The 12,635-nt window shown below is 72.0% G+C and carries 11 protein-coding genes; 2 read left to right on the forward strand and 9 right to left on the reverse strand.

Going from position 1 to position 12,635, the window contains the following annotated elements; translation table 11 throughout:
* The first annotated feature begins 42 nt into the window (after window positions 1–42).
* Window positions 43–1,776: a protein kinase domain-containing protein gene (locus tag R2J76_RS18715; RefSeq protein WP_316413178.1), complete on the forward strand. Its 1,734-nt coding sequence runs from the start codon at window positions 43–45 to the stop codon at window positions 1,774–1,776.
* Here the strand turns inward: R2J76_RS18715 and R2J76_RS18720 are convergent.
* The 9 genes from R2J76_RS18720 to R2J76_RS18760 form a co-directional block, all read right to left on the reverse strand.
* Window positions 1,768–2,973, reverse strand: coding sequence for a PilZ domain-containing protein (locus R2J76_RS18720; protein ID WP_316413179.1), 1,206 nt, complete (start codon window positions 2,971–2,973; stop codon window positions 1,768–1,770). The genes R2J76_RS18715 and R2J76_RS18720 overlap by 9 nt on opposite strands.
* A 130-nt stretch (window positions 2,974–3,103) precedes the next feature.
* Entirely contained in the window at window positions 3,104–3,871 is a 768-nt protein-coding gene (locus tag R2J76_RS18725; protein WP_316413180.1) for a hypothetical protein, read from the reverse strand.
* A 43-nt stretch (window positions 3,872–3,914) separates the two neighbouring features.
* Window positions 3,915–5,120: a (Fe-S)-binding protein gene (locus tag R2J76_RS18730; RefSeq protein ID WP_316413181.1), complete on the reverse strand. Its 1,206-nt coding sequence runs from the start codon at window positions 5,118–5,120 to the stop codon at window positions 3,915–3,917.
* The gene (locus tag R2J76_RS18735; RefSeq protein ID WP_316413182.1) at window positions 5,117–6,505 is read right to left on the reverse strand and encodes an FAD-binding oxidoreductase; all 1,389 of its coding nucleotides are present in this window, start codon (window positions 6,503–6,505) and stop codon (window positions 5,117–5,119) included. Before R2J76_RS18735 ends, R2J76_RS18730 begins: the two co-directional genes overlap by 4 nt.
* A 9-nt stretch (window positions 6,506–6,514) precedes the next feature.
* A complete protein-coding gene (locus tag R2J76_RS18740) occupies window positions 6,515–7,918 on the reverse strand; it encodes an SLC13 family permease (protein WP_316413183.1) in 1,404 nt (467 codons plus the stop codon).
* A 116-nt stretch (window positions 7,919–8,034) separates the two neighbouring features.
* Window positions 8,035–8,772: a LytR/AlgR family response regulator transcription factor gene (locus R2J76_RS18745; RefSeq protein WP_316413184.1), complete on the reverse strand. Its 738-nt coding sequence runs from the start codon at window positions 8,770–8,772 to the stop codon at window positions 8,035–8,037.
* Complete coding sequence (locus R2J76_RS18750; RefSeq protein ID WP_316413185.1) at window positions 8,769–10,058, reverse strand: LytS/YhcK type 5TM receptor domain-containing protein; 1,290 nt, start codon at window positions 10,056–10,058, stop codon at window positions 8,769–8,771. The genes R2J76_RS18745 and R2J76_RS18750 overlap by 4 nt, the downstream gene beginning before the upstream one ends.
* Window positions 10,059–10,146: 88 nt before the next feature.
* Window positions 10,147–10,323, reverse strand: coding sequence for a hypothetical protein (locus R2J76_RS18755; protein WP_316413186.1), 177 nt, complete (start codon window positions 10,321–10,323; stop codon window positions 10,147–10,149).
* 304 nt (window positions 10,324–10,627) lie between these two features.
* The gene (locus tag R2J76_RS18760; RefSeq protein ID WP_316413187.1) at window positions 10,628–11,584 is read right to left on the reverse strand and encodes a hypothetical protein; all 957 of its coding nucleotides are present in this window, start codon (window positions 11,582–11,584) and stop codon (window positions 10,628–10,630) included.
* A 191-nt stretch (window positions 11,585–11,775) separates the two neighbouring features.
* Here R2J76_RS18760 and R2J76_RS18765 point away from each other — a divergent pair, with 191 nt between their 5' ends.
* Window positions 11,776–12,561 carry a transporter gene (locus R2J76_RS18765; protein ID WP_316413188.1) on the forward strand — a complete coding sequence of 262 codons (786 nt, stop codon included), beginning with the start codon at window positions 11,776–11,778 and terminating at the stop codon, window positions 12,559–12,561.
* Window positions 12,562–12,635 lie beyond the last annotated feature (74 nt).

The following is a 12,635-nucleotide window of genomic DNA, read 5'->3' on the forward strand; positions in this document are numbered from 1 at the left end:
TTAACGGATAAATCCTGCATTCAGGTTTATTATTGAACCCGCATGATCAAGACCATAGGCAAGTTCGAGATCGTCCGGCTCCTGGGCAGGGGCAACATGGGCGAGGTGTACCTGGGCCGGGACCCCGTCCTGGACCGGCCCGTGGCGGTCAAGACCATCCGCCCCGGCACCGCCTTCGAGGGCGAGGGGCAGGCCCGCTTCGAACGGGAGGCCCGGGCCATGGCGGCCCTGAACCACCCCAACATCATCACCATCTACGACTTCGGCATGGTCGAGGAGCTCTGCTACCTGGCCATGGAATTCCACGAGGGGGATGACCTGGCCACCCTCATCCAGCGCGGCGCGCCCTCCCGGGCCGAGCTCCTGGAGGCCCTGGCCCAGGCCTGCGACGGACTGGGCTTCGCCCATGCCCGGGGCATCGTCCACCGGGACTTCAAGCCCGCCAACATCCTCGTGGGCGGCAAGGGCAAGCGCCCCGTGGCCAAGCTCCTGGACTTCGGCGTGGCCAGCGTGGACCGTTCCAGCCTCACGGAGCAGGGCACCTGGATGGGCACCGTCAGCTACATGGCCCCGGAGTACCTGGAATCGGGCAAAGCGGGGCCCGCCGCGGACATCTTCGCCGCCGGGGTCATCATCTTCGAGATCCTCTCCGGGGGGGACCGGCCCTTCACCGGCGAAGGCCCCACGGCCATCCTCAACGCCATCCTCCACAAGCCCCCCCGGGAGCTCGCCCCGGATCACCTGGCGGGCATTCCGGGGGCGGTGGTGGACGTGATGAAGAAGGCCCTCTCCAAGGACCCGGCCCAGAGGCACGCCACCGCCGAGGACCTGGCCTCCGACCTGCGCAGGGCCCTCGCCGCGCCCCTGGAAGCCCCCCTGCCCCCCCAGCGCATCGTGGTGGGCAAGGGCGGCGGCGCCACCTGCCTCAGCATCCGGGTAGCCCTGCGCCAGGCCCGCAGCGGGGCGGTCATCGAGATCCTGCCCGGGGTCTACCGGGAGGCGGTGGTGGTGGACAAGGAACTCACCCTCCAGGGCTCCGGCGACGCCTCCCTGATCGTCGTGGAATCCGCCGGGGGCCCCTGCCTCACCGTGGACGCCCCCCGCTGCGAGGTGCGGGGCCTCACCCTCCGGGGCGGCGGACCGGGACCGGCCGCGGACCTGCGCTCGGGGCACACCACCCTGGAGGCCGCGCTGGTCACCAGCCCCCCGGGGCTCGGCCTGCGGCTCCACGCCGGGGCCCAGGCCACGGGCGTGGACTGCGTCTTCGAGGACCACGCCGGCGGCTCCGTGGAGCTGGGGCCCCGCACCACCTCGCGGTTCGTGGGCTGCGAATTCATCCGGAGCGGCTCGGCCGGAGTGCTGGCCCTGGAAGGCGCCCGGGTCACCCTGGAGTACTGCAAGGTCTCGGACCACGCCGCGGCCGGGGTCCATGCCGCGGAGGGCGCCCTGGTCGAGCTCACCGGGTGCCGCATCACGGGAAACGCGGGCCTGGGCCTGTGCGCCGTGGACGGGGGCCGTGTCGTCCTGAAGGATTGCGAAGTCTCGGGCAATGGGCAGCCGGGGCTCCTGCTGCACCGGGGCGGCGCCGCCCAGCTCAGCTCCACCCGGGTGGTGGACGGCGCCTCCATGGGCATCGCCTGCCACCTGGAGGCCGCCCTGGCCATGGACCACTGCCTGGTGCGCGGCAACGCCCCCGGGGGCCTGCTCCTGGCCGCGGGATCCCTGGAGCCCGTGCTGGGCGAAGGGAACACCATCGAGGACGCGATCCTAAGGTAGGAGCTCCTCCCACCCCGGACCCTCCAGCGCCAGGCCCCGGTAGCCGGGGATCCCCAGGAGGTCCAGCATGGGATCCGCCTCCCGGGTGACGAAGGCGACGGGCAATTCCCCGAAGGACCGGAGCAGGGGTTCCATGCGCCGCACCGCGCCCACGGGTTCCCCGCCACCGGCCCGGCTGGACTCCAGATCCACCAGGAGGAGCCGGATGGGCGCGGTGCCGGCGTCCTTCCACAGCGCATGGGCCCCGTACAGGTCGGGGGTGGCTTCCAGGCGCCAGTATCCCGAGGACCTGAGTTTGCCCTCCAGGCGCTCCCGGTCCTCCCCCGGAGCCCCCACCAGGAGGAGCCGCGCGCACCTCCGGTCCAGGGCGTCCAGGGCCTCCAGCCCTGTGGGCGCCGGGGCCCGCCGCGCCTCGCTCCGGACCCGGACCGGGGCCGCGGCCTCCAGGGTCCCGGCCTCGGGCCGGAAGGCGCCGGAGCCCAGGCTGCTCTGGCGGTCCCGCGCCTCCAGGAACCGGGACAGGAGCAGCTTCTCGGCTTCGCCCATGCCCATGAACTGGACCCCCACGTGCGTTTCGGACCCCGTCTGCAGCACCCGCGCCACCTGGCCCCGGGCCTCCAGGTAATCCCCCTTGGGGAACCCGCTCAGGCGCAGGAGGGAAAAGACCATGCCCCGGTCCAGCATGGCCGCGTGGGGCGCGATGGGCATCCCGTCGTCCAGCCTCACCATGCGGTCCACCCGGAAGGACAGGCCCCCCATGGAAAGGTTCAGCAGGGGCCCCGTGAGCCCGCGCCCGGGCATCTCGGAATCCTGGCCGGCCACGTAGAAGTTCTCCCGGGGGCGGAACGGGAACCGCTTCCAGAGCCGCCGGTCCGAAGCCGTGAGGAAGGGGGGGGCCTGGAACCGGTACTGGAGGTAGCCCTCCCGGCCCAAGAACCGCAGGCGCCCCTCCAGGCGCTTGTCGCCGGTGGCGAAGACCATCTCGAAGAGCGCCCCCGCGGCCAGGGCCGGCGGCAGGGGCCGGAGCAGCTTGAAGATCAGGTCCCCGGAGCCCGCTTCGCGCCTGAGCACCACCGCCGTGTAGGGCAGCGTCCGGGTGCCCTCCACCTTGATGGGGAATTCCGCCTCGGAGACCACGAGGGCATCCAGGGCCTGGGCGACGAGGGCGGGATCCTTCATGGGGGCGCCGGGGGACATTCAGTCCTCCCGCGCCCGGAGCGGCTCCGCGGCCTGGTTCAGGGGTTCTGCGATTCGCACGTTTCCACGATACCCTGCCCGCCTGACCGACGCCACCGGCCGGGGCGCCCCGGAAGGCCGCGGACCGGGGTCAGAGGGTCTGCAGGGAGAAATTCACGTCGAGGCGGATGGGGGCCTGGGCCCGCATGCGCTCGGGCACGTGGAAGCGCCACTGGAGCACCGTCTCCACGATCTTCGGCCAGATCTCCGGGGGGCCCCCCAGGGGCGTGGCGGTGAGGGGCACGCCGTCGGCGCCGATGGAGAGGCGCACCAGGACGGAACCCTTGATGTCCCGCCTGGCCCCCTTCACCACGGGGATGGGTTGGCGGATGATCCGGAATTCGTCGTCGTCCAGGGGCTGGGCCAGGATGAGCCGGGCCGGGGGGGCCGCGGCGGCGCGCGCGGGCCGGGAACCGCCGTCCCCCTTCGCCATGCCGTTGCCGCCCCGGGCCACCGGGAGGCCCGGAGCCAGGTCCAGGAGCGTGGGTTCCCCGGGAAGGGCCCGGGGCGGGTCCAGGTCCAGGTCCGGCGTGAAGCTGCTGGCCCGGGGAAGCCCCGCCTGCAGGGCCTGGTACTTCAGCAGGGCGGGATCCACCGTCCCCGTCCCGTTGGGATCCCCGGGGCGGCCCGGGGACGGCGCCTCCCGGAGGCCGGGCTCCTGCACCAGGTCGACGGCGATGCGAAGGCCGGAGACCACGGCGCGTTGCCGGTCCGCCGCGCGCAGGCGCAGGGCCCCGAGCCCCCACACCAGCGCCAGGGTCAGGCCCGCCGCCAGGGCCAGGCTCAGCCCCCGGCGGCCTTCGCCCACGCCGGAGAGGGCGAGCTCCAGCTCCAGGTCCGGCTCGAACAGGGTTTGCATGAATCCATTAAGCCACCCTTCCGCCCCCGGGAGGGACCCTTCTTCAGATCACCTGGCTGATGTGCATGGCCTTGAACCGCCCCCCGCTGGCCTCCGCCGCCCGGGTGAGCTGGATGAGGCACCCGGGGCAGGCCGTCACGACCACCTCGGCGCCCGTGGCCTCGATGCTGGAAGCCTTCCGGGCCAGGATCCGCGCCGCGGTCCCCGGGTGGTCCATGTGGAAGGTGCCCGCGCCGCCGCAGCAGGTGTCGGCCTCCCGCATGTCCACGAACCGGCCCGCGGCCTCCAGGAGCTGGCGGGGCTGGCGGCGGATCCCCTGCCCCCGGGCCAGGTGGCAGGGGTCGTGGAAGGTGAAGGTGCGCTCCCCCCTGGAGGGGGAGCGGTACCCCGCGCGCACCAGGAACTCGGTGAGGTCCAGCACCTTGGCGCTGAAGGCCGCGGCCCGGTCACGCCAGGCCCCGTCATCCTTGAAGTGGTCCGCCAGGTGCTTGAGGGCCCCGCCGCAGCTGGCGCAGTCGGTCACCACCACATCGGCCTCCTCGAAGAGCGCGATGTTCTCCCTGGCCAGTTCCAGGAAGGTCCCCTTCATGCCGTGGGCCAGGTGGGGCAGGCCGCAGCAGGGATTGTCCGGGGCGGACACCTCCCCCAGGCCCCCCAGGAGCTTCAGGGTGGCCTCGGCGGCGTCGGGGAACATCAGCTTCATGCCGCAGCCCTGGAAGTACGCCACCCGGGCGTGGGCCCCCGGGGTGGCCGCCGGAGCCTCCCCGCCCAGGGCCGCGGGCCCCGCGAAGGCGGCCAGGAAGGCCTTGCGGGGAAATTCCTTCGGGACCAGGGCGGAGGGGAGGAGGCGCAGGAGCCCCAGGCGCCGCAGCGCCCCCAGCGCCAGGGCGCCCAGCCCCACCGCGGCGCGGCTGCGCAGCGCGGCCCCCACCAGGCGGTACGTCACCGTGGGGCCCCCCGCGCGGTCCGTGAGGTGCTGGCGCACCCGCACCATGGCCTCGTCCGTGGGCACCTTGTTGGGGCAGGCGTCGGTGCAGGCCCGGCACAGCAGGCAGAATTCCACCGCCCCCCGCACCTCCGGGCCGGGCTCCAGGCCCCCCTCGGCCAGGCCCCGGGCCAGGGCGTTCTTGCCCCGGGCGCTGGAACGCTCCACGTCCCGCACCTTGAAAAGGGGGCAGACGGTGAGGCAGGTGCCGCACCGGTCGCAGCCCGCCACCAGGGCCTTGGCTTCCTCCAGGAGGCCGCTCACCAGATCTTCCCCGGGTTGAGGATCCCCTTGGGATCGAGGCCGGCCTTCACGGCCTGGAGGGTGCGCACCCCCGCCTCCCCCAGGGCCTGGGCCAGGTAGGGGCGCTTGGTGATGCCGATGCCGTGCTCGCCGCTCAGGGTGCCGCCCACCGCCAGGGCCGCCTCGAAGATGGCGTCCACCGCCCGGTGGACCCGCTCGGCCTGGGCGGGGTCGGCCATGTCGCAGAGCACCGAGGGGTGCAGGTTCCCGTCCCCGGCGTGCCCGAAGACCGGGATGAGCAGGTCGAACCGCTTGGCGATGGCGCCGATGCGCCGGACCACCTCGGGAAAGGCGTCCCGGGGCACGGAGATGTCCTCGCCCAGGCGGTTGGGGGCCAGGGCGGCCACGGCCTGGCTTAGGCCCCGGCGCACGGCCCAGAGTTCGTCGCTCTCGGCCTTGTCCTGGGCCACCTTGAATTCCAGGCAGCCGCAGGCTTCGGCCACGCCGCGGATGCGCCCGCACTGGGCCTCCAGCTCCGCGGCGTCCTCCCCGTCCACCTCGATGATCACGCAGCAGCCCGCCCCCGCGGGCAGGGCCATGCGGCGGTGCCGGGCCACGGCCTGGAGGCTCACGTCGTCCATGATCTCCGCCGCGGAAGGCACGATGCCGGCCTTGAGCATGCGGTGCACCAGGGCGCAGCCGGCGTCCATGTCCGCGAACAGGAGCCGCAGGACCCCACGGGCCTTGGGCAGGGGGATGAGCCGGAGCAGCACCCGGGTGATGACCCCCAGGGTCCCCTCCGAGCCCGTGAACAGGCCCGTGAGATCGTAGCCGGTGACGTTCTTGATGGCCTTTCCGCCGGTCTCCAGGAGGGTGCCGTCGGCCAGCACCACCTGGAGGCCCATGACGTAGTCCCGGGTGACGCCGTACTTCACGGCCCGCATGCCGCCGGCGTTCTCGGCCACGTTGCCGCCGATGGTGCTGAACTTCCAGCTGGCGGGATCCGGGGGGTAGAAGAGCCCCCGGGCCGCGCAGGCGTCGTGCAGGTCCATGGTGCGCACGCCGGGCTCCGCCGTGACCATCATGTTGCCTTCGTCCACCTCGAGGATGTCGGTCATGCGGTCCAGGGCCAGGGAGATGCCGCCGTGCAGGGGCACCGAGCCCCCGGTGCGTCCGCTGGCGGCCCCCCGGGGGGTCACGGGGATCCCCCCGGCGAAGGCCAGGGCCATGACCCTCGACACCTCCTCCGCGGTGCGCGGCCGCACCACCACGTCGGGCCTGGGGGCCGGCACCAGGGGCAGGAAGGAGGAATCGTAGGAATAGCCGAACCGGTCCACCTCGCCGTCCAGGACGTGGTCCCGGCCCACGATCAGCCTCAGTTCGTCGGAAAGCGTGGTCACGGACATGGCCGCCTCCTACCGGGTGAGCCCCAGCCAGGTCCAGTACGTCAGGGCCATGACCGTCATGAAGACCCCCGCCAGGACGCTCATCACGGCCCCGGTCCTCAGCATCTCCCGGGAGGTGATGTGGCCGCTGCCCATGGCCACGGCGTTGGGCATGTTGGTCACGGGAAGCAGGTACTGGTGGGGCATGTTGATGCCGACGATCAGCGCGAAGGCCAGGGGATCGGCGCCGATGGCCACGGCGTGGGCGATGACGATGGGGGTGAGGGCCGTGGTCTTGGGCCCGCCGCCGGTGAAGAACACCTGCAGGGCAGTGATGAGCCAGATGATGATGATCAGCTGGGCCACGTGGGGCAGGTGCACCAGGGGCCCCAGGAGGGTCCCGGCCATCCACTTGGCCGCGCCCGAGGACGCCAGGGCCGCGCCCATGGACAGGCCCGAGCCGTACAGCACGAACACGTTCCAGGGCACCTTGGACTGGGCCTCCTTCCATCCCATGACGCCCTGGGACGGCCAGAGCAGGACGATCACTGAGGCCATGCCCACGATCACCACGTTGATGCCGTGGAAGGAGTCCGTGGCCCAGAGGGCCAGGGTCAGCAGGAAGACCACGAGGGTGTACTTCTCGGCCCGGGAGAAGGGCCCCAGGGCCTCCAGCTCGGTGCGGATGTAGTCGTGGCCGGTGCCCAGGGTGCGGGTCTCGGGGGGCCACATGAGGCGCAGGACGTAGACGGAGAGGAAGGCCAGCGCGAAGGCCGGAACGCCACCCACCTTGAACCACATGGACCAGGAGATGGACCGCTTGGCGGCGGCCTCGATGAGCCCGACGGTGATGGGATTGCCCACGTGGGCCGTGAGCACGCCCATGCTCATCATGGTGCCGCTCATGGCCACGATGAACATGAGGGCCTTCATGATGTTGCTCTTGCCGTGCTCGGCGTTGAAGGCCTGGCCGATGCCCAGGATGATGGGCAGCATGAGCAGGGTGCGGGCCGTGATGGAGGGCACCAGGAAGGTCATGACCGCCATGACCGCCGCCACCGCCCAGTAGATCTTCACGGCGTCCCCGCCGGCCAGGTTCACCAGGGTCAGGGCCACCCGCTTGGAGAAGCCCGACTTCTCCATGCACCCGGCCATGATGAAGCCGATGACGATGAGCCACAGGGCCGTGTTGGCGTACCCCCCGAAGGCGCCGGCCAGCGGAGTGGCCTTGAGGGCCGCCAGGAGGAAGACGATGAGCAGGCCGCTGACGGCGTCCTCCAGGGCCTGGGTGACCCACACGATGATGGCGAACACCGCCACCCCCAGGGCGGCCCTGCTGGTGGGCGTCAGTCCCTTCACCCCGGGGGTCAGCCACAGGATCCCCGCCAGGGCCGCGAAGGCCGCGATGAGCGCGATGAGCTTCTTGCGTTCCACGTCCGATCCTCCTATGGGTTTGCCAGGGTGTGCATCCATGAGGAGGCCTGCGCGGCTCCCCGTCCACCTCCGGCGCACCGGCGGCCCTGATGGGGGTACCAGCGGCCCGGAGGCGGCTACAGGCCGAAGACGCTCTTGAGCCGGGGCAGGTACATGCGCCCCACGGGGATCTCGGCCACGACCCCGTCCCGCAGGGGCTTGAGGTGGATCAGGTAGGCGTGGTTGAACCAGGGGGTGAGGTTCTGCACCTGGTCCACGTTGACGATGTAGTTCCGGTGGCAGCGCAGGAAAAAGGCGGGGTCCAGCCTCGCCTCGTACTCCGTCAGCCGGGTGCGGGTGGGCCGGCTGCGGCCGTCCAGGGTCTCCAGGAACACCTCCCGCTCCCGGGCCACGATCATCCGGATGCGGTCCACGGGCACCACGTCCAGCCCGGAGGCCCCCTCCACCAGGATGGTGCGGGGAAAGCGGGGGGCTTCGGCCGGGGCGCGCCCGGCCCCGGCCATGCGGTCCCGGATGCGCAGGAGGTCGGCGGCGTCGAAGGGCTTGAGGAGGTAGTCCATGGCCTGCACCTTGAAGGCCTCCAGGGCGTGCTGCGCGTAGGCCGTCACGAAGACCACCCGGGGCGGCCGGGGCAGCGCCGCCAGGCGCGCCGCTAGTTCCAGCCCGCCCATTTCGGGCATCTGGATATCCAGGAAGACCAGGTCGGCCCCCTCCTCCTCCAGGAAGGCCAGGGCCCGGGCCCCGTCGTGGTAGACCCCCACCACCCAGGCCCACTCCTGGGCCTCAAGGAGCGTCTTCAGCTCGCCGCAGATCAGCGGCTCGTCGTCCACGATGACGGCCCGCACGCGGCTCATGGCAGGGCCTGGGCGGGGAGGGTGAGGCGGGCCACGGTGCCCCCGCCGGGACCGGGGCTGGAGAGGGCCAGTCCCGACGCGGGCCCGAAGATCAGCCGCAGGCGCCGGTGCACGTGGGTGAGCCCCAGGCCCAGGCCGGTCTCCGACTTCGTCCCGCCCCGCAGATTGAGCCGCTCCAGGTCCGGGGCCTCGATGCCCAGGCCGTCGTCCCGCACCTCGATCCAGGCGCCCTGGGCTTCGCGGCCCGCGCGCAGGGTGACGGTGCCCCCTTCCCGCCGGGGGCCGATGCCGTGCTTGATGGCGTTCTCCACCAGGGGCTGCAGGATGAACACCGGCAGGACCAGGCCCAGGAGTTCCGCCGGCACCTGGATCTCCCCCCGCACCCGGTCGCCGAAGCGCGCCTTCTGGAGGCTGAGGTAGAGTTCCACCGTCTGCAGTTCGTCGGCCAGGGTCGTCATCTCCTCCCCCCGGTCCAGGGAGCGGCGCAGGAAGACCGACAGATCCTTGATGACGGTGCGGGCCGCCTCGGGATCCGTGCGGGTGAGGGCGCCCACGGTGGTCAGGGTGTTGTACAGGAAGTGGGGGTTCACCTGGGCCTTGAGCATCTGGAGCTCCGCCTGGGCCAGCAGGGCCTGCTGGGTGGCCTGGGCCTTGAGCTTCTCCTGCTCCCGGAACACGTCCCGCACCACCAGCAGGAAGATCCCCACCGCCGCGGCGTTGGCCAGGATGGTGGGGATGGCGATGGCCCGCTCCAGCTGCCAGGCCTGGGCGAAGGGCTTGGCCATGAGCAGGATGCAGACCTTCAGGTTGAGCTCGGCCAGCACCGCCGTGCCCATGGCCACGGGCACCGTGATGCGCGAGGCCCCCAGGCGCCGGTGCACGAGGCCGCTGATCAGGCCCGCCAGGATGTTGGAGACCAGGGCCGCCAGGGCCGTGTAGCCCCCCATGGAGTACCGCACCGCCCCGCCCAGGAAGCCCGCCCCGATCCCCACCAGGGGCCCGCCGATGAGCCCCCCGGCGATGGGCCCCACGATGCGGGTGTTGGCCAGGGCGCCCTGGACGGGGATGCCGATGAAATTGCCCGCCGCCGAGAAGGCCCCGAAGACCAGGGCCAGGATGAGCTGGTCCTTGGCCCGGTAATGGGAACCGGTGAGGGCCCGGCGCACGGAACCCAGCCGCGTCACCAGGTAGGCGCCCAGCCCGTTGAGGGCCAGGTTCCGGGTGATGTCCCACACCAGGGCGCCGTCCACGGAACCCAGCAGTCGGCCCGGGGCCAGGGCGATCATGGCCGGCCCGGAAGGGAGGAGGGTCCACGTGGAGGCATGGTGGATTATCCATTAATTCAGCGGCGAATGCTCCCCCCCGCCGGCGGGATCACACCAGGAGGCGGAAGCTCCATCCGTCCTGGAGTTCAGGGACATCCGCCGGGCGGTTGGCGGGGAAGGGCGTGCGGGGCCCGGCCTGGCCGGGGTCCGTGGACCGGCCGGGGGAACCCGAACCGGCGTTCCGGGTGTCCAGCGGGGTGGAGGTGCTGCGCAGCACAGGGCTCATGGGATCTCCTGGGAGGATGGGAATGAAAAAAGCCCCGCGACCTGGGGGGTGCGGGGCGGTGGGTTGCTTTCCGTCGTGCTCTAGGAAGCCCCCGCCCCGGGCGCAAGAAGTACGACCGTAATGAACAGGCTCGTAAGGGCGAGGACGGCGTCCGCCATGGGCGCGCCCGGGAGGGCGGCATCGAGAGCGAAACGTCGGGCCATGGGTTCCATGTGATTCCATGAATAGGCCCTGGCGGCCCCCCCGTCAACGCGCCAGGGCCATCCTGCATGGATTGAATAGGTTCATAAGGGAACCCAATGGATCAGGGCCGGAACACCGCGAACACGGTGATATCCGGTTCCGTGTAGCTGCCCGCGTCCTCCGAGAACCCGAAGCGCCAGCGGGGCAGGTTCCGGTGGCTGAAGGTCCAGTGCTGCTGGATGCCCGGCAGGTCGATCCAGTCCACGCCCACCTTGTAGGGGCTGGGGTGGTACTGCAGGGTCACGTCCACCGCGAAGCCCCGCCAGAAGCCCGGCCCGTCGTCCCGGAACCCGATCCCCGCCCAGGCCCGGCCCAGGGTGCGCCGCGGCATGGCCTCCCGGAAGGGGCTGGCCCCCGGCAGGTCCAGGTGCAGGACCTCCCCCTGGCCGTGCAGGGTCCAGCGGCCCCAGGTGCGCCAGCCGGCCACCCCGGCCAGTTCATTGAACCCCCCGGAGGAAGACCAGTCCCGGTCGCTGCCCGTGGGCACCTGGAGGCTGGCCCCCACCCGCCAGCCCGTGGCGCGGTTCCCGAAATCCACCACGTAGGCCAGGTCCGTGGCCAGGAGGCGCGTCGCCGGCCGGTCCAGGGCCGCCACGGGGCGCCCGTTCACCACCAGCCGGTACTCCAATTGATTGCGCGGCACCTGGCCCCGGCTGCCGTCGGGCAGGGCGAAGAGCTTGTGGAAGGAGGCGACGGCCTGGTCCCCCATGCCCCCGGAGCTGGCCACGGCCCGCAGGCGCACGTTGAAGCGCCCGGGTCCCAGCCGCCCGGCCAGATCCCCGGTGAGCTGCCAGTCTTCGCCGTCCAGCACCGCCCGGGAGCGGCCGTCCGCGCTGGTCTCGTTGCCCGTGCGCAGGAACTGGCTGCTGGCCTCCAGGGCGAAGGCCGTGACGCCCTCGGGCATCGGCTCGGGGAGGATGCGGAACCACACCACCCGGTTGTTCATGGGGGTCTCCTGCCCCGCCGCGGCGAGGCCCGCCAGGGCCAGCGCCCCCGCCCGCACCCAGGTCCATGTCATGGGCCACCTCCGCAACCGGCTTCGATCCATTGATAACCCAGCCGCCGCGGGAATGCCGTTCCGGGGCGCCGCACTGTGATCCGGGGCACAAGCGGACCTTCGGGTCTTGTATTTGTGGATCGTTGATGGTGAAGTTGAGATTCAGTCGCACGTGGATTTTCAAACAACCTTTTCCCCCCTGGAGATGCGCCATGAAGCGCCTCGGCTTCGCCCTGTCCGCCGCGCTGGCCTGTTCGACGCTGGCCTCCCAGACGCCCCCCGCGGACCTGACCCCCAAGGCCTGCCGGCCCCTGTTCACCACCTCGGCCGGACTCACGGACCCGGGCTTCGCGGAACTGGAGCTGGGGGCCCAGACGATCCACAACCGGGACGGTTCCAAGGACCGGTTCGTGCCGACCCAGCTGAACGTCGGGATCGATTCCTGGTTCGATCTCCGGGTGGGCTGGAGCGGCCCGGCCCTGCGCAAGGATTCCCAGGGGGAGCAGAAGGCCGGGGGGAGCGACCCGGTGATCGGCGGCCAGGCCCTTTTCCTGTCCCAGGCCCGGGGCGGCGTGGACCTGGGCCTCGCCCACTGGCACAAGATCCCCCGGGCCAGCGTGGCCAAGGGCATCGGCACCGGCCGGCACGACGACACCCTCCTGCTCACGGCCTCGCGCACCCAGGGCCGCTGGGCCTTCGACCTCAACGCCGGGGCCAACTGGATCGGGCGCAAGGGGGGCGGGGGGCGCGTGCGCCAGGCCGCCCTGTCCCTGGCCATCACCTGCGCGGTGGCCCCGGCCTGGAACCTCACCCTGGACACCTACGCCCTGGCGGCCACGAAACTGGGACCCCAGGCCCTGAGCAGCGTCCTGGCCGTCCGGCGCGACCTCACGCCCCGCCTCTGCGTGGACCTGGGCGTGGAGGCGGGCCACACCGACGGGGCGCCCCGCCTTTCCCTGAACGCGGGCCTGGTCTGGCGCATGGGCCGGATCTTCTGACCGGGAATCCGGGGCCCGGGGCGGGCCGGGCTCCCGCAGGCCTTCGGGAAGCATGCGATCATCCCAGGGATGGA

This window comes from Mesoterricola silvestris (assembly GCF_030295405.1).
Taxonomy (GTDB): Bacteria; Acidobacteriota; Holophagae; order Holophagales; family Holophagaceae; genus Mesoterricola; species Mesoterricola silvestris.

Excerpts from the sequence above, each read along its gene's own strand:
- R2J76_RS18760 (WP_316413187.1), bottom strand. The coding sequence starts at position 11,584 with ATGACATGGACCTGGGTGCGGGCGGGGGCGCTGGCCCTGGCGGGCCTC.
- R2J76_RS18720 (WP_316413179.1), bottom strand. The coding sequence starts at position 2,973 with ATGTCCCCCGGCGCCCCCATGAAGGATCCCGCCCTCGTCGCCCAGGCC.
- R2J76_RS18745 (WP_316413184.1), bottom strand. The coding sequence starts at position 8,772 with ATGAGCCGCGTGCGGGCCGTCATCGTGGACGACGAGCCGCTGATCTGC.
- R2J76_RS18750 (WP_316413185.1), bottom strand. The coding sequence starts at position 10,058 with ATGATCGCCCTGGCCCCGGGCCGACTGCTGGGTTCCGTGGACGGCGCC.
- R2J76_RS18765 (WP_316413188.1), top strand. The coding sequence starts at position 11,776 with ATGAAGCGCCTCGGCTTCGCCCTGTCCGCCGCGCTGGCCTGTTCGACG.
- R2J76_RS18755 (WP_316413186.1), bottom strand. The coding sequence starts at position 10,323 with ATGAGCCCTGTGCTGCGCAGCACCTCCACCCCGCTGGACACCCGGAAC.
- R2J76_RS18715 (WP_316413178.1), top strand. The coding sequence starts at position 43 with ATGATCAAGACCATAGGCAAGTTCGAGATCGTCCGGCTCCTGGGCAGG.
- R2J76_RS18725 (WP_316413180.1), bottom strand. The coding sequence starts at position 3,871 with ATGCAAACCCTGTTCGAGCCGGACCTGGAGCTGGAGCTCGCCCTCTCC.
- R2J76_RS18735 (WP_316413182.1), bottom strand. The coding sequence starts at position 6,505 with ATGTCCGTGACCACGCTTTCCGACGAACTGAGGCTGATCGTGGGCCGG.